Source organism: Streptantibioticus silvisoli (assembly GCF_027947535.2).
In the GTDB taxonomy this organism is placed as follows: domain Bacteria; phylum Actinomycetota; class Actinomycetes; order Streptomycetales; family Streptomycetaceae; genus Streptantibioticus_C; species Streptantibioticus_C silvisoli.
The window spans coordinates 126,596-145,749 of record NZ_JAAGKO020000003.1; the positions used below are offsets into that span (position 1 = coordinate 126,596).

General features: G+C 74.2%; 13 protein-coding genes. 8 read left to right on the forward strand and 5 right to left on the reverse strand.

Translation table 11 applies throughout. The features are described from left to right. Positions 1 to 235: 235 nt before the first annotated feature. Positions 236 to 2,032 (reverse strand): serine hydrolase domain-containing protein, encoded by a 1,797-nt coding sequence (locus POF43_RS03395; RefSeq protein WP_271323086.1) that lies wholly within the window; start codon positions 2,030 to 2,032, stop codon positions 236 to 238. A gap of 239 nt (positions 2,033 to 2,271) precedes the next feature. After that, a complete protein-coding gene (locus tag POF43_RS03400; protein ID WP_271323085.1) occupies positions 2,272 to 3,555 on the reverse strand; it encodes an exo-beta-N-acetylmuramidase NamZ family protein in 1,284 nt (427 codons plus the stop codon). Between the two features lie 424 nt (positions 3,556 to 3,979). Between POF43_RS03400 and POF43_RS03405 the strand changes: the two genes are divergently transcribed. The 4 genes from POF43_RS03405 (at position 3,980) to POF43_RS03420 (ending at position 9,579) form a co-directional block, all read left to right on the forward strand. Then, positions 3,980 to 5,626 carry a glycoside hydrolase family 3 protein gene (locus POF43_RS03405; RefSeq protein ID WP_271323084.1) on the forward strand — a complete coding sequence of 549 codons (1,647 nt, stop codon included), beginning with the start codon at positions 3,980 to 3,982 and terminating at the stop codon, positions 5,624 to 5,626. A 10-nt stretch (positions 5,627 to 5,636) separates the two neighbouring features. Further along, a complete protein-coding gene (locus tag POF43_RS03410; RefSeq protein ID WP_271323083.1) occupies positions 5,637 to 6,659 on the forward strand; it encodes an alpha/beta hydrolase in 1,023 nt (340 codons plus the stop codon). Positions 6,660 to 6,717: 58 nt separating this feature from the next. Beyond that, complete coding sequence (locus POF43_RS03415; RefSeq protein WP_271316127.1) at positions 6,718 to 7,212, forward strand: metallophosphoesterase family protein; 495 nt, start codon at positions 6,718 to 6,720, stop codon at positions 7,210 to 7,212. 159 nt (positions 7,213 to 7,371) lie between these two features. Beyond that, the gene (locus POF43_RS03420; RefSeq protein ID WP_271323082.1) at positions 7,372 to 9,579 is read left to right on the forward strand and encodes an MMPL family transporter; all 2,208 of its coding nucleotides are present in this window, start codon (positions 7,372 to 7,374) and stop codon (positions 9,577 to 9,579) included. A 22-nt stretch (positions 9,580 to 9,601) separates the two neighbouring features. Here the strand turns inward: POF43_RS03420 and POF43_RS03425 are convergent, their stop codons facing one another. Next, positions 9,602 to 11,215 (reverse strand): APC family permease, encoded by a 1,614-nt coding sequence (locus tag POF43_RS03425; protein WP_282704393.1) that lies wholly within the window; start codon positions 11,213 to 11,215, stop codon positions 9,602 to 9,604. Between the two features lie 197 nt (positions 11,216 to 11,412). Between POF43_RS03425 and POF43_RS03430 the strand changes: the two genes are divergently transcribed. Both POF43_RS03430 and POF43_RS03435 read left to right on the forward strand, forming a co-directional pair. After that, the gene (locus tag POF43_RS03430) at positions 11,413 to 12,351 is read left to right on the forward strand and encodes a tetratricopeptide repeat protein (RefSeq protein ID WP_271314945.1); all 939 of its coding nucleotides are present in this window, start codon (positions 11,413 to 11,415) and stop codon (positions 12,349 to 12,351) included. Between the two features lie 301 nt (positions 12,352 to 12,652). Then, a complete protein-coding gene (locus POF43_RS03435) occupies positions 12,653 to 14,290 on the forward strand; it encodes an APC family permease (RefSeq protein ID WP_271314944.1) in 1,638 nt (545 codons plus the stop codon). 182 nt (positions 14,291 to 14,472) lie between these two features. On the opposite strand, the gene POF43_RS03440 is transcribed toward POF43_RS03435, so the two are convergent. Both POF43_RS03440 and ligD read right to left on the reverse strand, forming a co-directional pair. Continuing rightward, positions 14,473 to 15,630 carry a PP2C family protein-serine/threonine phosphatase gene (locus POF43_RS03440; RefSeq protein ID WP_271324601.1) on the reverse strand — a complete coding sequence of 386 codons (1,158 nt, stop codon included), beginning with the start codon at positions 15,628 to 15,630 and terminating at the stop codon, positions 14,473 to 14,475. Positions 15,631 to 15,635: 5 nt separating this feature from the next. After that, positions 15,636 to 16,640, reverse strand: a complete 1,005-nt coding sequence (gene ligD, locus POF43_RS03445; RefSeq protein ID WP_271314942.1) for a non-homologous end-joining DNA ligase — start codon at positions 16,638 to 16,640, stop codon at positions 15,636 to 15,638. A gap of 78 nt (positions 16,641 to 16,718) precedes the next feature. Here ligD and POF43_RS03450 point away from each other — a divergent pair, with 78 nt between their 5' ends. Both POF43_RS03450 and POF43_RS03455 read left to right on the forward strand, forming a co-directional pair. After that, entirely contained in the window at positions 16,719 to 17,795 is a 1,077-nt protein-coding gene (locus POF43_RS03450; protein ID WP_271314941.1) for an ATP-dependent DNA ligase, read from the forward strand. Between the two features lie 15 nt (positions 17,796 to 17,810). Further along, complete coding sequence (locus POF43_RS03455) at positions 17,811 to 18,995, forward strand: PP2C family protein-serine/threonine phosphatase (RefSeq protein WP_271314940.1); 1,185 nt, start codon at positions 17,811 to 17,813, stop codon at positions 18,993 to 18,995. Positions 18,996 to 19,154 lie beyond the last annotated feature (159 nt).

Genomic DNA, 19,154 nt, shown 5'->3' on the forward strand with positions numbered 1-19,154 from the left:
CGACGGCAAAGCCTGCGCCAAAAAACGCCAACCGCGCACCCGGATATGGGGATTTGACGCCTTTCGCGGCTTCACCGGCCCTTCACCACTACGACACCTCGCGCCCGCCCGGTGACCGCTGTCCCCTCCCGCCCCACCGCCCCCGTGCGACCGGTGCCCGCACAGCACGACGCCCGGAGCACGGACCGTGGGGTCCGGGGCTCCGGGCGTCGGGGAAGGCGGGAACGGGCGGTGGTCAGCGGTCGGTCAGGGTGAACCCGGTCGCGGTGAAGGCCCCGGGGGCGCGGTCGCCGTCCAGGAGCAATCCGCCCGCGTCGCGGACCGTCACGTGGGCGACGTTGACGCCGCGTCCGGTGTACTCCGCGTCGGTGACGTACTGCCAGCGCAGCACCAGCGGGCCGGTGGCGGCCGGCACCGCGGCGGTCACCCGCCACCAGGCGCGGGCGCCGCCGGACAGCGCGGTGACCTGGCCGGCCGGGGCGCCGTCGCCGGTGGCGGTGACCGCGACGGTGGTCCAGGTGGTGCCGCCGTCGGTACTGGCCAGCAGCGTCAGCAGGTCGTCGCCGGGTTCGGTGTCGACGAACCCGGTCCAGGCGACCTGGAGCGCGCTGCCGCGGGCGGTGAGCGTGGCGTCCAGCGTCGCGGTGGTGGCGTCGGGGTTGCCGGCGTACCAGCTGCGGCCGCCGCCGGGCACCCGCACGGCCATCGCGTTGGCCAGGCCGTCGGCGACCGCCCGGCGCGCCGGGTTGGTCGAGCCCCAGTTGCGGGTGGGGTGGCAGCGGTTGCTGAACTGCAGCGCGATCGAGCGCGACAGCGGGTCGATGACGATGGTGGTGCCGGTGAAACCGGTGTGCCCGGAGGTGCGCGGGCTGTCCAGCCGGCCGCTGTACCAGCGCTGGTCCAGCTCGAAACCCAGGCCGTGCGAGTCGCCGGGGAACTTCTGGTTGTAGTTGGTCATCATCTCGGTCACCGACTCCTCGCTGAGGATGCGGTGCCCGGCGTACACCCCGCCGTTGAGGACGGCCTGGGAGAGCACCGCCATGTCGGCGACGGTGGAGAAGACACCGGCGTGGCCGGCCACCCCGTCCATCGCCCAGGCGTTCTCGTCGTGCACCTGCCCCCACACCAGGCCGCGCTGCGGCTCGCCCGGGCCCTGCTCGTACTCCTCGGCGGCGATCCGCGGCTTGAGGGAGGCCGGCGGGTTGTACATGGTGTCGCGCATCCGCAGCGGTGCGGTGATGCCCTCCTCGACCAGCGTGTCGAGGGTCTTTCCGGTGATGGCCTGGAGGACCTGCTGCAACGAGAGCATGTTCAGGTCGGAGTAGAGGTAGGTCGAACCGGCCGCGTACTGCGGGACGGTGCCGAGGATCGCGGCGACCTTGGAGGCCATGTCCGGGTAGGTCCACAGCGCCGGCGTGGGGTCGGCCGGCAGCCCGGAGGTGTGGGTGAGCAGCATCTGGATCGTGATGTCGCCCTTGCCGTTGCTGGCGTAGGACGGCAGGTAACTGGCGACGGTGGCCGACAGGTCCAGGGTGCCGGCCTCGATCTGCTGCATGGCGCAGATCGAGGTGAACAGCTTGGAGAGCGAGGCCAGGTCGAAGATGGTGTCGGGGCGCATCTCGATGCACTGGCTGTCCGGCAGGAGGTCGCCCGCCAGGTCGGCGTAGCGCACCGCCCAGCCGGCCGCCTCGTGGGTGACGACGACTCCGTCGTGGGCCAGCAGCGTGACCTGGCCGGAGTAGAGCGGGTGGCCGGTGGCCGGGTCCGGCACGGTGTAGCCGTTGACGATGTCGATGCCGGCCTGCAACGCGCCCTGGTCCAGGCCGAGTTCGGCACCGGGGGCGGAGCGCAGCAGGGTGTGCTGCGGGGCGAAGTCCTGCTGCGGCTGGTCGAAGCGGCCGGTCAGCGGTACCCGCGCGGGCCGGGGCGCGGCGGCGGGGCGCACGGCGGCCCCGGCGGCGGCGGGCACGCCCAGCACCGCGGCGGCGGCGGTCAGGGGGACGGCGGCGAGGACGGCTCTGCGATCGAGCATCGGACGGTTCTCCTTCGGGTTGCGGTCCGGCGGCGCGTCGGTGGGGACGCCGCGTCGGCGGGGGGACAGGGCGTCGGTGGTCCGGCGTCGTATCGGCGGTGCGGGGCCGCACCGGTGGCGGGACGTCACGTCCGCGGGCCCGGCGTCGCGTCGGCGGCGGGCACGGCGGCGGGGCGTCGCGTCGGCGAGTTCGATGTCGCGTCCACGGCACGGGCACCGCCTTGTCGGGACGCGTCGCCTCAGCGGTAGAGCAGGAAGGGTTCGCGGCGGGCGCGGAAGGCGGCGAGTTCCGCGCTCCAGGCGCCGACGACGTCATCGGTGCCGGCGCCGGCGTCGACCATGGTGCGCAGCCGGCTGGAACCGGTGAGGTCGTCGATCCAGTTGTCGGGCCGCCAGCCGAAGACCGAGGGGTACAGCCGCCGGGCGGTGACGATCATCGCGACGGCGGTACGGATGGCGTCGACGCGGCGGCGGTCGGTGAGGTGGACCTGGACGCCGCCGCAGGTGCTGTTGGCGAACTTGTCGAACGTCGGCACGGTGTAGTTCTCCCGGAACCGCACGCCGGGCAGACCCTGGGTGTTGAGCTCCTGCGCCCAGCGCCAGTCGATGCCGGGGGCGCCGATGAGTTCGAACGGCCGGGTGGTGCCGCGCCCCTCGGACAGCAGGGTGCCTTCGAACATGCAGGTGCCGGGGTAGAGCAGCGCGGTGTCGCCGGTGGGCATGTTGGGGCTGGGCGGCACCCACGGCAGGCCGGTGTCGGTGAACAGGTCCGCGCGCCGGTGGCCGCGCACCGGGACGACCTCCAGCCGGTCGCCGAGCCGCTTGCCGCCGCAGTCGGCGGGCAGGAAGAGCTCGTCGAACATCCCGGCCAGCTCGCCGGCGGTCATGCCGGGCTGCTGCACGATGGGCTTCAGGCCCACCCCGGTGGCGTAGGCGGGGTCGAGCAGCGGGCCGTACGCCTGGCCGCCGACCGGGTCGGGCCGGTCGAGGACCACGAAGGACGCGCCGGTGGCGACGGCCGCGCACATGGCGGTGTACATCGACCAGGTGTAGGTGTAGAAGCGGGCGCCGACGCCGGCGATGTCGAAGACCACGGTGTCGACGCCGGCCTTGCGGTACATCGCGGCGAGCGCGTCGGCGGTGGCGCCGTAGGCGTCGTAGACCGGGATGCCGGTACGCGGGTCGCGGTAGTCGCCCTCGGAGCCGCCGGCCTGCGAGGTGCCGCGGAAGCCGTGTTCGGGGCCGAAGGCGGCGACCGGCCGGACCCCGGCGTCGGTCATGTCGTCGACGATGTGGGTCAGGTCGCGCAGCACACCGGTGGGGTTGGTGAGCACCCCGGTGCGGCGGCCGGCGAACGCCTTCCAGCGGCCGGCGGCGAGCTGGTCGGCGCCGGGGACGACGCCCGCGCGCGGTGCGGTCGGTGACGGGCCGTCGGTCGCGGCGGCGTGTGCCGGGCCGGCGGCGATGACCGGGGCGGCGATCGCGGAGGCCGCGATGAAGCCTCGTCGGCTGAGCCGTGCCATGTGGGTTCTTCCTCCCGCGGCGCGTTCGAGGGGCGGCGAGCGGCGAGGCCCTGACGGGCCGCAAACGGCCGGGGCCGCCCGGGACGGGCGGCGGGGGACGGGCCTCGCGACAGGTGGGGACGGCGGAGTGGATCAAGCGTGCGGATCACTACGGCACCGGACGCTACGCGGGTAGCGGGCTTCGGTCAATGACGTGAGGATCGTTGACAGCGGGTCAGCCGTCGCGGTCGAATGCGTCGGCACCCGGACGCCTGGTCTATTCCACTTAGCCCCCGGAGGCTGGAAGATGCGTGGTCGTGCGGTCCTGCCTCTCCTGCTGGCCGCGGCCGCGGCCACGCTGACGCCGGCCGCTCCGCCGGCCCGCGCGCACGCTGCCGGGCCGGCCTCTTCGACGGACCGTCAGATCCGGGCCACCATGGCGCGGATGACGCTCCGGGACAAGGTCGGCCAGCTGTTCGTCTGCGAGGTCCACGGCACCGGCGCGACCACCACCACCGCCGCGCAGGCCACCGCCAACCACCACCTGTACGGCCCGGACGTCGGCAACGGGGCCCAACTGCTGGCCAAGTACCACCTGGGCGGCGTCATCTACTTCGGCTGGGCCGGCAACCTGGCCGGCCCGCAGCAGATCGCCGCGCTGTCCAACGGCCTCCAGCGGGCGGCGCTGAGCGACCCGGACGGCGTACCGCTGCAGATCAGCACCGACCAGGAGGGCGGCGTCGTCAACCGGATCGGGGCGCCGCTGGCGGTCTCCCCAGGCAACATGGCGATCGGCGCGGCCTTCTCCCCCCGGGTGGCCTACGACACCGCGAAGGCCGGCGGCACCGAACTGCGGGCCCTGGGCATCACCGTGGACGACGCACCGGTGGTCGACGTCAACACCGAACCGGCCAACAGCGCCGACGGCCCGCGCTCCTTCGGCGACGACCCAGCGACGGTCGCCGCGCTGGGCACCGCCGCGGTCGACGGCTACCGGTCGGCCGGTGTCGCCGCGCAGGTCAAGCACTTCCCCGGGCTGGGCGACACCACCGTCAACACCGACAACGGCGTGGCGGTCACCGACCGGACCCGGGCCGAGATCATGGCCGAGGACGTCCCGCCGTTCCGTGCCGCGATCACGGCGGGCGTGCAGTCCGTCATGGCCGCGCACATCGTCGCCCCGGCGCTGGACCCCTCCGGGGCGCCGGCCAGCCTGTCGCGGCCGATCGTCACCGGCCTGCTGCGCGACACCCTGCACTACGACGGCGTCGTCATCACCGACTCGCTCAGCGCCGCCGCCCTCGGCGGCATCGCACCGGACCGGATCGTCCTGGACGCCATCAACGCCGGCGACGACGAGCTGCTGATGCCCGCCGACCTGCCGTCCGCCGTCGCCACCGTGCTGACCGCGGTGCACGACGGCACGCTGAGCACCGCCCGCATCGACCAATCGGTTTACCGCATCCTGCGCGAGAAGTACGAACTCGGGCTGTTCACCGACCCGTACACCACCTCCGGCGCGGTCGGCGCGAACGTCGGCACCCCGGCCCACCTGGCCACCATGGCCGACGCGGCACGCCGCTCGATGACGCTGCTGCGCAACGACGACCGCACCCTGCCGCTGGCCGCCGGCCGGCACGTGCTGGTCACCGGCTGGGGCGCGAGCCCCACCACCGCCCTGGCCGCCGACCTGACCGCGGCCGGCGTCAGCACCCGGCGCCTTTATACCGGCTCCCCCGACCAGGCCGCCATCGACGCCGCGGTCGCCGCCGCCAGGGCCACCGACGTCACGGTGGTCACCACCTACAACGCCTGGGGCGACGCCACCCAGCGCGCCCTGGTCGACCAGCTGCTGGCCACCGGCAGACCGGTGGTGGTCGTCACCGTCGGCGGCCCGTACGACCTGGCGTACTTCCCCGGGGCGCGCACCTGCCTGGCCGCCTACGGCTACCAGCCGGTGACCCTGTCGGCGGTCTCCGACGCCCTGCTGGGCACCGCGCCCACCGGGCACCTGCCGGTCACCGTGCCGGACGCCGCCGGGGACACCACGTTGCTGCCCTACGGCTCGGGCCTGCCGGGCTACGGACGCTGAGGAGAATCGGATGCGCACTTCGACCCGGCTGTTACGCACCGCGGTGACCGTGGCGCTGGCCGCGCTGATCGCCGTGCTGGGCTCCGGCGCCGGGCCGGCCGCCGCCCGGCCGCCCGCCGCCGCCTCCCCGGTGGCGGCGACCGCGCCGGACGGCGCCCGGGTGGTGGCGGCCCGTCAGGTCGCACCGCGGCAGGTCGACCTGACGGTCGACTCCCCGGCACTGGGCACCACGGCCCAGGTCAGGCTGCTCACCCCGGACGGCTGGCGGCCCGGCGACGGACGGCACTGGCCGACGCTGTGGCTGCTGCACGGCTGCTGCGGCGACTACACCAGCTGGACCGCGATGACCGACGTGGCGAACATCCCGCAGCTGCGCCGGGTGCTGGTGGTGATGCCGGAGGCGGGCAACACCGGCTTCTACAGCGACTGGCTCGGCGACGACGGCTCCGGCCGCGCCCCCGGCTGGGAGACCTTCCACCTGCGTGAGCTGCTGCCGATCCTGGACGCCTCCTACGGCGGCGGGCCGGACCGTACGGTGGCCGGGCTGTCGATGGGCGGCTTCGGCGCGCTGTCGTACGCCGCCCGGCACCCGGGGATGTTCCGCGCCGCCGCGTCCTACAGCGGGGTGGCCGACCCGCTGGAGACCCCGGGCGGGCCGCAGAACATCGCCGCCATCGCCGCCGGTGAGGGCGCCGACGCCGACGCCCTGTGGGGCGACCCGGTGACCGACCGGGCGGTGTGGGCCGCGCACGACCCGTACACGCTGGCGCCCGCGCTGCTGCGGCTGCCGGTCTTCCTGTCCTGCGGCGACGGCGTCGCGGGACCCTATGACCCGCCCGGTGCTACCAGCGCGTACGAGACGCTGTTCCTGGCGGAGAACCAGCACCTGGCCGGGCGGCTCACCGCGCTCGGCGACCGGCGGCTGACCACCGACTTCTACGGCCACGGCACCCACTCCTGGCCGTACTGGCAGCGCGAACTGCACCGGTCGCTGCCGATGCTGCTGCGCGCGATGGGCGTGTCCGAGGTGTGACCCGCCGTACCCGTGCGACGCCCGGTGCGCCGGCCGCCGCACGGGTACGGTCGGCGGTGTGCGTCTCGTGATCACCTCCGACACCCATCTGCCCCGGCGTGCCAAGCGGCTGCCGGACGCGCTGCTGGCCGCCGTGGACGGCGCCGACGCGGTACTGCACGCCGGCGACTGGGTGGACACCGCCGCGCTGGACCTGCTGCTGGGCCGCGCACGGCGGCTCGTCGCGGTCCACGGCAACAACGACGGCCCCGAACTGCGGGCCAGGCTGCCGCTGGTCGCCCGCGCCGAACTCGGCGGTGTGCGGTTCGGCGTCGTGCACGAGACCGGCCCGGCGCGCGGCCGTGAACGCCGCTGCGCGGAGCGCTTCCCCGATCTCGACGTGCTGGTCTTCGGGCACAGCCACATCCCGTGGGACTCCGTCGCCCCCGGCGGCCTGCGGCTGCTCAACCCCGGCTCGCCCACCGACCGCCGGCGCCAGCCGCACCACACGTACCTGTCCGCCGAGGCGGCCGGCGGCACGCTGAGCGCGGTGACGCTGCACCGGCTGACCTGACCGCGGGCGCGCCGGGCGGTGCGGGCGGGACGCGGTGGGCCCCGGTGGTCGCCCGGGTGCCGGGGCGGGCGGTGCCGGCCGGTGTGGGAGGGGGCGCGGCACGGTACGTATGGGCCCCCGGCGCGGTGGGCGTACCGGGTCTCGTCCCCGGGAGGCCGTATGTGCGCTGCGACCAGGCGGCCCGTTGCCGCGGCGGCGCCCGGCCGGCTGGAGCGGCTGGGGCGGTGGTGCGCGCGGCACTGGCCGGTCGTGGTCGTCGGGTGGGTGATCGCGCTGGTCGCGGTGCACGTGCTCCAGGCGGTGTTCGGCGGCGCGTACGCGGACGACTTCTCGTTGCCCGATTCGCCGGCGCAGCACGGGCTGGACGTGCTGCGGGCGCACGATCGGCAGGCCGGCGGGGTCAGCGGCACCGTGGTGCTGCGCGACCGGTCCGCCGCGCTGTCGTCGGCGGGCGACGAGGTCACGCGGGCGGTGACCGCGCTGGACGGGCTGCCGCACGTCATCACGGCGGTCAGTCCGCTGCCGCCGGCCGGGTCCTCGCAGCCGACCGGGGCGCTGTCGCCGGACGGGCACATCGGGTACATCACGGTGCGGTTCGACAAGAACCCCTCCGCGCTGGGGGCGTCCTACCTCGGCGGGGTGGACCGGGCGGTCGCGCCGCTGCGGTCGGCGGGTGTCGAGGTGGAGTACGGCGGGCCGCTCGGCGAGCTGGCCCGGCCGGCCGGCAGCGACCTGACCAGCGAGGTCATCGGGTTCGCGGTGGCGGTGGCGGTGCTGCTGGCGGCGTTCGGCAGCGTGCTGGCCGCGCTGCTGCCGCTGCTGACCGCGCTGCTGGGCGTGGTCGTGGGCCTGGGGCTGCTGGGGCTGCTGGCCGCCGCCGCCACCTTCGCCAGCGTCTCGCCGACGCTGGCGACCATGATCGGGCTGGGCGTGGGCATCGACTACGCCCTGTTCCTGTCGACGCGTCACCGCCAGCAGGTCCTCGACGGCGTGCCACCGGTGGCGGCGGCCGGGCGGGCGACGGCAACCAGCGGGCGGGCGGTGCTGGTGTCCGGCTGCACGGTGGTCGTGGCGCTGGCCGGGCTGTACGTGTCGGGGGTGGGCTTCATCGGCAAGCTGGGGGTGGCCGCGGGCGTCACGGTGGTCACCGCGGTCGCCACCGCGCTGACGCTGGTGCCGGCGCTGCTGGGGGCGGCCGGGCGGGCGGTGGACCGGCTGCGGGTGCGGCGGGCGGTGGCGGAACCGGCGTCGCCGGACGGCACCGGCGGCTGGCACCGGTACGCGGCGCGGGTGCGGCGGGCGCCGTGGTGGTTCGCGCTGGGCGGGGTGGTCGTGGTGCTGGTGCTGGCGGTGCCGCTGCCGTCGATGCGGCTGGGCCACGTCGACGACGGCGCCGACCCGGTGGCCTTCACCGACCGGCGGGCCTTCGACCTGATCGCCACCGGCTTCGGGGTGGGCGCCAACGGCCCGCTGACGGTGGTGGTCGACCGGACCGCGGTGCCGTCGGCGGACCGCGCGGCGCTCGACGACCAGGTGGCCTCGGCGCTGAAGGACCTGCCGGGCGCGGCGGGTGCGACCGCTGCGGCGCCGGCCGGGGACGGGGACGTGCTGCTGTCGAGCGTGGTGCCGGCCGGGGCGCCGCAGGACGCCGGGACCACGGATCTGGTCAACCGCCTGAAGGACACCGTGCTGCCGAAGGCGGTGGCCGGCACGGCGGCGGCCGGGTACGTCACGGGCACGACCGCGGCCCAGGTGGACTTCCTCGACATCGTCACCGCGCGGCTGCCGCTGATCATCGCCGTGGTGGTGGCGCTGGCGTTCGTCATCGTGCTGGCGGTCTTCCGCGGTCCGCTGGTGGCGCTGAAGGCTGCGGTGCTCAACCTGCTGTCGATCGCCGCGTCGTACGGCGTGGTGGTGGCGGTCTTCCAGTGGGGCTGGGGCGGGCCGGCGCTGGGCGTGTCGGGCCGGGTGCCGATCGAGAGCTACGTGCCGATGATGATGTTCGCCATCGTCTTCGGGCTGAGCATGGACTACGAGGTCTTCCTGCTGTCGAGGGTGCGCGAGCGGTGGCTGGCGACCGGGGACGCGCCGGGGGCGATGGCGTACGCGCTGGAGGTGACCGCCCGGGTCATCGGGTGCGCGGCGCTGATCATGGTGAGCGTCTTCGCCGCGTTCCTGCTCAGCGACGACATCGTGGTGAAGATGCTGGGCCTGGGCCTGGCGGTCAGCGTGGCGATCGACGCGACCGTCGTGCGGCTGCTGCTGGTGCCGGCGGTGATGACGCTGCTGGGGCGCGGTGCCTGGTGGGCGCCGCGGTGGCTGGAGCGGGTGCTGCCCCGGCTGGACCCGGAGGGCGGCGGGCGCTGAGCGGCGCACCGGCCGGGCGGGGTCACCTGCGGCGCGGTCCGCGGTGCCGGGGGCCGGGCGGGGCGGCGGGGTCGCGCCAGGCGGGGTCGGCGGCGGAGACCGGGATGGTGTGGCGCAGGAAGAAGGCGGGGGCGATCCAGCGGTAGACGACCATGAGGACCGCGCCGAGGATGAGCGCGCCGGCGCCGATGACGAAGACGCCGCCGAGGTGCCAGTGCGGGGGGAACGGCAGGGTCCACGAGGTGCTGCCGTAGTCGGGTTCGGCGTAGACCACGCAGGCTTCGATGAAGAAGAACAGCAGCAGGACGCCGCCGAGGCCGGGCATGACGCCCTTGGTCCACAGGTCGCGGGCGGAGCGGGTGAGCACCTTGCGGTAGTACCAGACGCAGGCGAAGCCGGTGAGGCCGTAGTAGAACGCGATCATCAGACCGATGGAGCCGATGGAGTCCGCCAGCAGGTTCTGGCTCAGCCGGGTCATCACCACGTAGAAGGCGACCGAGGCCAGTCCCATGCCGACGGTCGACCAGGTCGGGGTGAGGAAGCGGTGGTGGACCCGGGCGAACTGCCGGGGCAGCGCCTTGAAGACGGCCATGGACAGCGTGGTGCGCGCGGTCGGCAGGATGGTGGTCTGGGTGGAGGCGGCCGCCGAGGTCAGCACCATGAAGACCAGCAGCTTGGCCAGGAACCAGCCGAACCCGGTGGTGCCGAAGATCTCCGAGCCGAGGTTGGACAGCACGTCGTCGGAGGTGGCGGGGTTGCCGAGCCCGATGCCGGTGGTGCCGACGCCGGCGTAGGCCTGGGCACCGGTGGTGACCAGCAGGTACATCAGCAGCAGCAGGATCGTGGACAGCACCGCGGCGCGCCCGGGGGTGCGGTTGCGGTCGGCGGTCTCCTCGTTGACCGACACCGCGGTGTCCCAGCCCCAGTAGATGAAGACGGCGGCCAGCACCCCCTTGGTCAGCACGTCGACCGAGCCGACGGACGACGGGTCGAACCAGGAGCCCGACACGTGCCGGGAGACCGCCGGCGCGCCACCGCTGTAGGCCTTCACCAGGGCGGCGACGCCGAGCAGGATCAGCACGATGATCTCGACGGTCAGCAGGATCTTCTGGCTGTTCGCCGAGATCTCGATGCCGATGTAGCAGATCAGGGTCATCACCGCGATCCACACCACGCCGGCCACCGTGGTCCACAGCGTGCTGCGGGCCACGCCGTCGGCGCCGACGAGCTGGAAACCGTACTGGCCGGCGATCTGCGCGAGGTTGGCCATCACGATGATGTCGGCGGCGATGATGCCCCAGCCGCCCATCCAGCCGGTGCGCGGTCCGAAGGCGCGCGAGGCCCAGGTGAAGGTGGTGCCGCAGTCGGGGTCGGCCTGGTTCAGCTCCTTGTAGCCGTAGGCGATCAGGAACATCGGCACGAAGCCCAGCACGATGATGATCGGCGACTGGAGACCCACCCCGGCGACGATCACCCCGAGGGTGGCGGCCAGGCTGTAGGCCGGGGCGGTCGACGCGAGCCCGATGACGGTGCTGGAGAACAGGCCCAGGGCTCCGCCCTTGAGCCCTTTGTCGGTGGTGGCGTGCGGGCCGGTGGGCCCGGAGGCCGGCGCGGTCCCGGTGGTGGGGTCGCTCATGTCGTCTCCGCTCCGCGCTCGGCGGGCTGTGGTGATCACAGCATCCGCCCCGCCGCCCACCTGCACAAGCGGAAGGTAAACCGCCGCCCATCGGCTGCCGACGGAACCGGAAAACCGGCCGCCCGCACGGCTTCGCGCTCATAACGATCCCGGTCAGCCCTGTGCCCGGACGCAGGCGGTGCCTAAGCTCCGGGGCCATGGCGATATTTGGACCGCGCCGGGGGACACCGCGCCTGGCTCCCGAGCTGGACGACGTCGCGCTGGGCCGGGTTCGCAAGCAACTCCAGGTCACGGCCGCCCCCGGGATGTCCGGTATCCGGCTGGACCAGCTGGAGGGGGTCCTGACCGAACCGGGCACCGACTGGGACCGGCGGATGCACCGGCTGACGGTGCTGGCGCCGCTCGCCGACGCGGCCACCGCCGACTCCTGGCAGCGGCGCCGTCCGCACTCCGGCGAGCCGCTGCTGCTGCGGGCCTGGAGCGCGCTGGCGTACGGCCGGCGCCAGGGTGAGCTGGCCGACGCCCAGGAGGTGCTGGACCTCAGCTACCGGGCCGCCGACCTGGCGCCGGACGACCCGGGGCCGTGGATCACGGTGCTCGGGGTGCTGCGGCTGCTGCGCCGGCCGCTGGCGGAGGTGCTGCCGGTCTGGCGGGAGGCCACCGCCCGGGACGCCTGGAGCCGGGAGGCGCACCTTCAGATGCTGGGCTACCTCTCCCCCGAGGAGTGCGGCTCCCCCGGCCAGGTGCTGGACTTCGTCGACTCGATGCGGTCCGCGGTGCCGCCCGACGCCCCGACCGCGGGGGTGGAGCTGATCGCGCTGGTGGAACGGCACGAGCGCACCGTCTCCAGCGGCGGGCTGAACGGACTGATGGCCAGCGGGCAGTGGGGGCAGCCGCGCGCGGCCGCGGTACTGGACGAGGCGCTGGCCGACTGGCCGCGGCCGGGCCACCTGCGGCACGCGGCGGCCCGCGCCGACCTCAACCTTCTCGCATACGCACTGGTGCGCGCCAATCGGGTGGCGGACGCGGCGGAGGTCTTCGCCGCCGTGGGGGGCCTGGTGACGGCGTGGCCGTGGGGGCTCGGGGGGGACCCGGTGCGGCAATTCGCGCACTGGCAGAGCCGGGCCCAGCTGTGAATGGCGGGCCGCCGCTGGGCTCGAATCGAACTCAAGTAGCCCATGAAACGTTCAAGCCAACACCAAGCGATGGTCAAGCGATTAGTCGTACGTGACGCGCCTGGATGCGGACCACCCGGTCCGACCTGCGCAAACGGTAGGTTCTGGGCCCTCGGGCACATGACCACCCGGATGGGCGCGCTCGAACGGAGAATCAACCACCGGTAGGTAACTATTCAGACAACGACTCTTTGCAGACCAACAAGGACTCCCTAATCTGGGGCAACTTTCAAAAGCTCAGTCCTCATTCGAGAGGCCCCTTATGGTTAGCGTTGACAAGTTCGCACCCGACACCGGAAAAAATTCCAGCTCGTTGCGTCGGGATGTCGGACTCATCGGTCTGATGTGGGCCTCCGTGGGCTCCATCATCGGCTCCGGGTGGCTGTACGGGGCGCAGAAGGCCGTGGTGGCCGCCGGCCCGGCGGCCGTCATATCGTGGCTCATCGGTGCCGTCGCGATCGTGCTGCTGGCGCTCGTGCACGCCGAGCTCGGCGGTATGTTCCCGGTCTCCGGTGGCACGGCGCGCTACCCGCACTACGCCTTCGGCGGCCTCGCGGGCATGTCGTTCGGCTGGTTCTCCTGGCTCCAGGCCGCCACCGTGGCCCCCATCGAGGTCGAGGCGATGATCGGCTACGCCGGTCACTGGAGCTTCGCCCAGGGCTTCGAGCACGCGAACGGCACACTGACACCAAGCGGTATCGCCGTGGCGGTGTTGCTGATGGCGGTGTTCGTGGCGGTCAACTTCCTGGGTGTCCGGGTGCTGGCCAACACCAACAGCGCCGCGACGTGGTGGAAGGTCCTCATCCCGCTGGCCACGATCTTCATCGTCGCCATCACCCACTTCCACCCGCACAACTTCACCGCGCAGAGCTTCGCGCCGTTCGGTGCCAAGGGCATCCTGAGCGCGATCAGCAGCTCCGGCATCATCTTCGCCCTCCTCGGCTTCGAGCAGGCCATCCAGCTCGCGGGTGAGAGCAAGAACCCCAAGCGCGACCTGCCCCGCGCCACCCTCGGCTCGGTGGCCATCGGCGCGGTCATCTACCTGCTGCTCCAGATCGTCTTCATCGGCGCCCTGCCGCTGTCGTCGTTCGCGCACGGCTGGGCCAAGCTCAGCTACGCGGGCATGTCCGGCCCGTGGGCCGGCCTGGTCACCGTGGTCGGCCTCGGCTGGCTCGGCGTGATCCTGTACCTGGACGCGGTCGTCTCCCCCGGCGGCACCGGCCTGATCTACACCACCACCACCTCCCGGGTCTCCTACGGCCTGTCGAAGAACGGCTACGCGCCGAAGCTGCTGGAGCGCACCAACTCGCGCGGCGTGCCGTGGTTCGGCCTGATCCTGTCCTTCGTCACCGGTGTGATCTGCTTCCTGCCGTTCCCCAGCTGGCAGGAGCTGGTCGGCTTCATCACCTCGGCGAGCGTGCTGATGTACGCCGGCGCCCCGCTGGCGTTCGGTGTCTTCCGCGACCGCCTGCCGGCCATGGACCGCCCCTACCGCCTGCCCGGCGGCAGCTGGATCTCCCCGCTGTCCTTCGTGGTCGCCAGCTTCATCATCTACTGGGCCGGCTGGACCACCCTTCAGCGCCTGGGCTACGCGATCATCATCGGCTACGTGCTGCTGGGCTCGTACGCCTGGTACGCCATCAAGAAGAACCTGCCGAACGCGCCGAAGCTGGACTGGAAGGCCGCGCAGTGGCTGCCGGTCTACATCATCGGCATGGGCGTCATCTCCTGGCAGGGCGGCTTCGGCGGCCAGAACCACCTCAAGCTGTGGTGGGACCTGCTCGTCATCGCCGTCTTCTCGCTGGGGATCTACTACTGGGCGCGGTCGACGGCCGTCTCCGGTCAGGAGATCGAGCAGAACATCGACAGCGTCGAGGTCGTCGACGCCGGCGGTCACTGACCTGCGGCGTTCACTGATCCGCTGATCCCGCCGCGGGTTCGTCCCGCGGCGGGTGGGTCTCTCGACGGGAGCCCGGCCGGTACCCACCGGCCGGGCTCTCGCGCGTGCGGGCCCCACCGCTCACGGCGGCCGGGGACAGCGGGCGGGCCCCGCCCGGCGCCCGGGCCCTCCCGTGCCCGGCCTCACTCCTCGCGCCGCACCACCAGCACCGCCACGTCGTCGGCCGGGCCCGCGCGACCGCTGTACGCGCGGACGTCGGCGAGCAGGGCGTCGACCAGGGCGTCCGGGTCGCGGTCCGGCAGCGCGGCCAGCCGGCCGGCCAGCGGGTAGAACCGGCCGGCCCGGTCGCGGGCCTCGGAGACGCCGTCGGTGTACAGCACCAGCCCGTCACCGGGCTCCATCGCCAGCTCGGCCGCCGGATAGCCGCCGCCGACCAGCCCGAGCAGCGCCAGCGGCGGCGCGAACCGCGCGGGCCGCACCTCGGTGACCGCGCCGCCCCGCAGCAGCAGCGGCGGCGGGTGGCCGCAGTTGACCACGACGGCGGGCCGGCCGGGCCCGGGCACCCCGACCAGCACCGCGGTGACGAACTCGGGGGTGCCGCCCTGCCGCTCGTCGCCGGGGCGCCGGGCCAGCGCGGCGTCCAGCCGCACCGCGACCGCCGACAGGTCCGGTTCGCTGCGGGCCGCGTCCCGGAAGACGCCCAGCACGTCGGCGACGGTCTCCACCGCCGCCAGGCCCTTGCCGCGCACGTCGCCCAGCAGCAGCCGCACCCCGAACGGGGTGTCGACCACCTCGTAGAGGTCACCGCCGATCCGCGACTCGGCCGCGGCGGCCACGTAGCGCACCGCGACCCGCAGCGGTCCCACCCGGGCGGGCACCGGGCGCAGCAGGGCGCGCTGGGCGGCCTCGGCGACCGTGCGGACGGTGGCCAGCTCACGTTCCCTGGTGCGCACCAGCACGACGGTGGCCGCACTGGTGAAGGTCACCGCCAGCACCGCGGCGCCCGCGGTGATGTGGACGACGGCGGAGACGTCGGAGTTGAGCAGCGACAGCACGACGACCAGCAGCAGCGCGACACCGCCGGCGGCCAGTGGGACGGCCGGGCGGCGGGCACCGGTGCTGGCCAGCACCGGGACGGCGGCCAGCAGCGGGGAGAAGGTGTAGGTCGGGCCGGTGGCCAGGTCGACGGTCACCGCGGCGGCGATCAGCAGGTAGGCGGCCAGGATCAGCAGGCGCACCCGGGGCGGCAGCGCGGGGGTGACGGCGGCCGGCCCGCCCGGCCGGTCCTGCCCGCGCGGGGCCCCGCCCCGCCGCCCGGCCCGCCCGGCGGTACGGGTCACCGGGATCAGTGCCTGGCCCGGCTGGGCCGGACGCGTTTGGGCTCGCCGGCCATCTTGGGGTGGTCCGGCGGATAGGGCAGGTCGCCCAGGCCGTGCTCGGCCTCGTCGCGGGCGGCCAGCTCCAGCGCGGCGTCCAGCGAGAAGGCGTGCTCGTCCATGTCGGCGTGCACGTCGCCCACCTCGGCGTACCGGGCCGGCATGGTGACCAGGTCGAAGTCGCCGGGGCGGGCGTCGGGCACCTCCGGCCAGCGCAGCGGCGCGGAGACCGGGGCGTGCGGGCGCGGGCGCACGGAGTAGGCGGAGGCGATGGTGCGGTCCCGGGCGGTCTGGTTGTAGTCGACGAAGATCTTCGCCCCGCGCTCCTCCTTCCACCACTTGGTGGTGACCTGGTCGGGCATCCGGCGTTCCAGCTCCCGGCCGACCGCGATGGCCGAGCGGCGCACCTGCACGAAGGTCCAGTGCGGCGCGATGGGCACGAAGACGTGCAGGCCGCGCCCGCCGGAGGTCTTCGGCCAGCCGCGCAGCCCGAGGCCGTCCAGGACGTCGCGCAGCTCGTGGGCGGCGCGGACCGCGTCCTCGTAGTCGGTGCCGGGCTGCGGGTCGAGGTCGATGCGCAGCTCGTCGGGGTGGTCGACGTCGCCGCGCCGCACCGGCCACGGATGGAAGGTCAGGCAGCCGAGGTTGGCCGCCCACACCACGGCGGCCGGCTCGGTGGGGCAGATCTCGTCGGCGTGCCGGCCGCTGGGGAAGGCGATCCGGCCGGTGGGGATCCACTCCGGGGTGTTCTTCGGCGCCCGCTTCTGGAAGAACGACTCGCCGCCGACGCCGTCGGGGTAGCGCTCCAAGGTGGTGGGCCGGTCGCGCAGCGCGCGCACGATGCCGTCGCCGACGGCCAGGTAGTAGCGCGCGACGTCCAGCTTGGTCAGACCGCGTTCGGGAAAGTAGACCTTGTCCGGATTGGACAGCCGTACCGTGCGGTCCCCGACCGTCAGCTCGATCGCCTCGCCCATGCGTCCCACGGTAGGCGGGGCCCGGGGCGGGCGCCTGTCGGCGGGCGGGCGGCGGCGGGCGGCCGCACAATCGGGATCATGGACCTTCCGGTCATGCCGCCCGTCAAGCCGATGCTGGCCAAGCCCGCCGCCCGCATCCCCCCGGGTATGAGCTACGAGGCCAAGTGGGACGGGTTCCGGGCCGTCGTGCACCGCGACGGCGACGAGATCGAGATCGGCAGCCGCACCGGCAAGCCGCTGACCCGGTACTTCCCCGAGGTGGCGGCGGCGCTGCTGGCCGAGCTGCCGCCGCGCTGCGTGGTCGACGGCGAGATCGTCATCGCCCGGGACGGCCGGCTGGACTTCGACGCGCTGCTGGAACGCATCCATCCGGCCGACTCACGGGTGCGCACGCTGGCGGAGCGCACCCCGGCGTCGTTCGTGGCGTTCGACCTGCTGGCGCTGGGCGACGACTCCCTGATGGACGTGCCGCAGTCCGGGCGGCGCTCCCGGCTGGTCGAGGCGCTGGCCGGGGTACGCCCGCCGGTGCACGTGGCGCCGGCCACCACCGATCTGGCGGTCGCCCGGCAGTGGTTCGAACGCTACGAGGGCGCCGGGCTCGACGGGGTGGTGGCCAAGCCGCCCGACATCCCCTACCGGCCGGACGAGCGGCTGATGGTGAAGGTCAAGCACGAGCGGACCGCGGACTGCGTGGTCGCCGGGTTCCGCCACCACAAGAGCGGTCCGGTGCTCGGCTCGCTGCTGCTGGGGCTCTACGACGCCGCCGGGCGCCTTCAGCACGTCGGGGTCAGCGCGTCGTTCACGATGCGGCGGCGCGAGGAGCTGGTGGAGGAGCTGGCGCCGTGGCGCATGGACTCCGCCGAGGGCCACCCGTGGCAGGAGTGGGCCGACGCCGAGGCGCACACCGCCGGCCGGATGCCGGGGGCGCCGAGCCGGTGGAGCGGCAAGAAGGACCTGTCGTGGGTACCGCTGCGCCCGGAACGCGTCGTGGAGGTGGCCTACGACCACATGCAGGGCGACCGGTTCCGGCACACCGCGCGGTTCCGCCGCTGGCGGCCGGACCGCACCCCGTCCAGCTGCACGTACGCCCAGCTGGAGGAACCGGTGCGCTACGACCTGGCCGACGTGCTGGCGGCGCCGCCCGCGCCGGCCTGACCCGGACGGAGGAGCATGCGGACCGAACCGCCCGGCCGGGTCCTGCGGCGTGCCCGGCGCCGGACGCGCGACGCCGTCGGCGCCGGCGGGTCGGCGCGGCCGGCCGGCGAGCGGGTGATCCCCGGGGTGGGCCGCGCCGGCAACCGCCGGCTGCGCGCGCTGCCGGCGGTGCTGCTGGTGTGTGGGCTGGTGCTGGACCTGTTCACCCCGCCCGACCTGAGCGCGGCGCCGTTCTACTCGGCGGCGCCGATGGTCGCCTCGACCCTGCTGACGCTGCGCGCAACGGTGCTGACCGGGGTGCTGGCGTGCGCGGCGGACGTGCTGGTCGACGCCCGTTACGGCACCCTGTCGGGGGGCGGCGGGCAGACCGAGGTCGTCACCATCGCCACGGTCTCCGGTATCGCGGTGCTCATCAACCGCCTGCTGAAACGCACCGACCTGCGCCTGGAGTCGGTGCGCGGGATCGCGCTGGCCGTGCAGCGGGCGGTGCTGCCGCAGCCACCGGGCCGGATCGGCTCGACGGACGTGGCCGCGCGCTACGAGGCGGCGCAGTCCGACGCCCGGCTCGGCGGCGACCTGTACGCCGTCCAGGACACCGCGTACGGCCTGCGGTGCATCGTGGGGGACGTACGTGGCAAGGGGCTGGGCGCGGTCGAGGCGGTCGCGGTGGTGCTCGGCGCGTTCCGGGAGGCGGCCGAGCTGGAGCCGACGCTCGGCGGGGTGACGGGCCGGGTGGAGCGGGCGCTGGACCGCGAGGGGCTGCGCCGCGCGAGCCTGGACCGGTTCGAGGGCTTCACCACGGCCGTCCTGGCCGAGATCCCGCCCGGGGGCGGCGAGGTGCGGGTGATCAACCGCGGTCATCCGCTGCCGCTGCTGCTGATGCCGGACGGCACCGTGCGGCAGGTGACGCCGGGCGAGACCGCGGTACCGCTGGGCATGGAGTCACTGCTGCCGCCGCGCAACACGGCCGACCACGTGCCGTTCCCCGACGGGACGACCCTGCTGCTGCACACCGACGGGCTCACGGAGGCCCGCGACCGCGCGGGGGTCTTCTTCGAACCGGTGGCGGCGATGAGCGGCCGGGTCTTCGCCGGCCCGGAGGACCTGCTGGACGCGCTGCTGGCCGACGTCGACCGGCACACCGGCGGCGCCCGCGACGACGACCTGGCGATGATCGCCCTCACCCGGCGCCCCCGCTGACCGACCCGGCCGGCGCCGCGCAGCGGGGGCGCCGGGGGGCGGTGTTGTGCCGCGCGGGCGTCGGGGCGTCGGGCGGGCGCCGGGCGTCGGGCGTGGGATGCGGGACGCGGGAGGCGGGGCTCCCGTTGGCGGGTCGCCGGGCACCATCGTGGTGCGAGA

What these genes read in the sequence shown, in the direction of transcription:
- POF43_RS03395 (WP_271323086.1), bottom strand. Translation starts at nt 2,032, where the DNA reads ATGCTCGATCGCAGAGCCGTCCTCGCCGCCGTCCCCCTGACCGCCGCC.
- POF43_RS03400 (WP_271323085.1), bottom strand. Translation starts at nt 3,555, where the DNA reads ATGGCACGGCTCAGCCGACGAGGCTTCATCGCGGCCTCCGCGATCGCC.
- POF43_RS03405 (WP_271323084.1), top strand. Translation starts at nt 3,980, where the DNA reads ATGACGCTCCGGGACAAGGTCGGCCAGCTGTTCGTCTGCGAGGTCCAC.
- POF43_RS03410 (WP_271323083.1), top strand. Translation starts at nt 5,637, where the DNA reads ATGCGCACTTCGACCCGGCTGTTACGCACCGCGGTGACCGTGGCGCTG.
- POF43_RS03420 (WP_271323082.1), top strand. Translation starts at nt 7,372, where the DNA reads ATGTGCGCTGCGACCAGGCGGCCCGTTGCCGCGGCGGCGCCCGGCCGG.
- POF43_RS03425 (WP_282704393.1), bottom strand. Translation starts at nt 11,215, where the DNA reads ATGAGCGACCCCACCACCGGGACCGCGCCGGCCTCCGGGCCCACCGGC.
- POF43_RS03430 (WP_271314945.1), top strand. Translation starts at nt 11,413, where the DNA reads ATGGCGATATTTGGACCGCGCCGGGGGACACCGCGCCTGGCTCCCGAG.
- POF43_RS03435 (WP_271314944.1), top strand. Translation starts at nt 12,653, where the DNA reads ATGGTTAGCGTTGACAAGTTCGCACCCGACACCGGAAAAAATTCCAGC.
- ligD (WP_271314942.1), bottom strand. Translation starts at nt 16,640, where the DNA reads ATGGGCGAGGCGATCGAGCTGACGGTCGGGGACCGCACGGTACGGCTG.
- POF43_RS03450 (WP_271314941.1), top strand. Translation starts at nt 16,719, where the DNA reads ATGGACCTTCCGGTCATGCCGCCCGTCAAGCCGATGCTGGCCAAGCCC.
- POF43_RS03455 (WP_271314940.1), top strand. Translation starts at nt 17,811, where the DNA reads ATGCGGACCGAACCGCCCGGCCGGGTCCTGCGGCGTGCCCGGCGCCGG.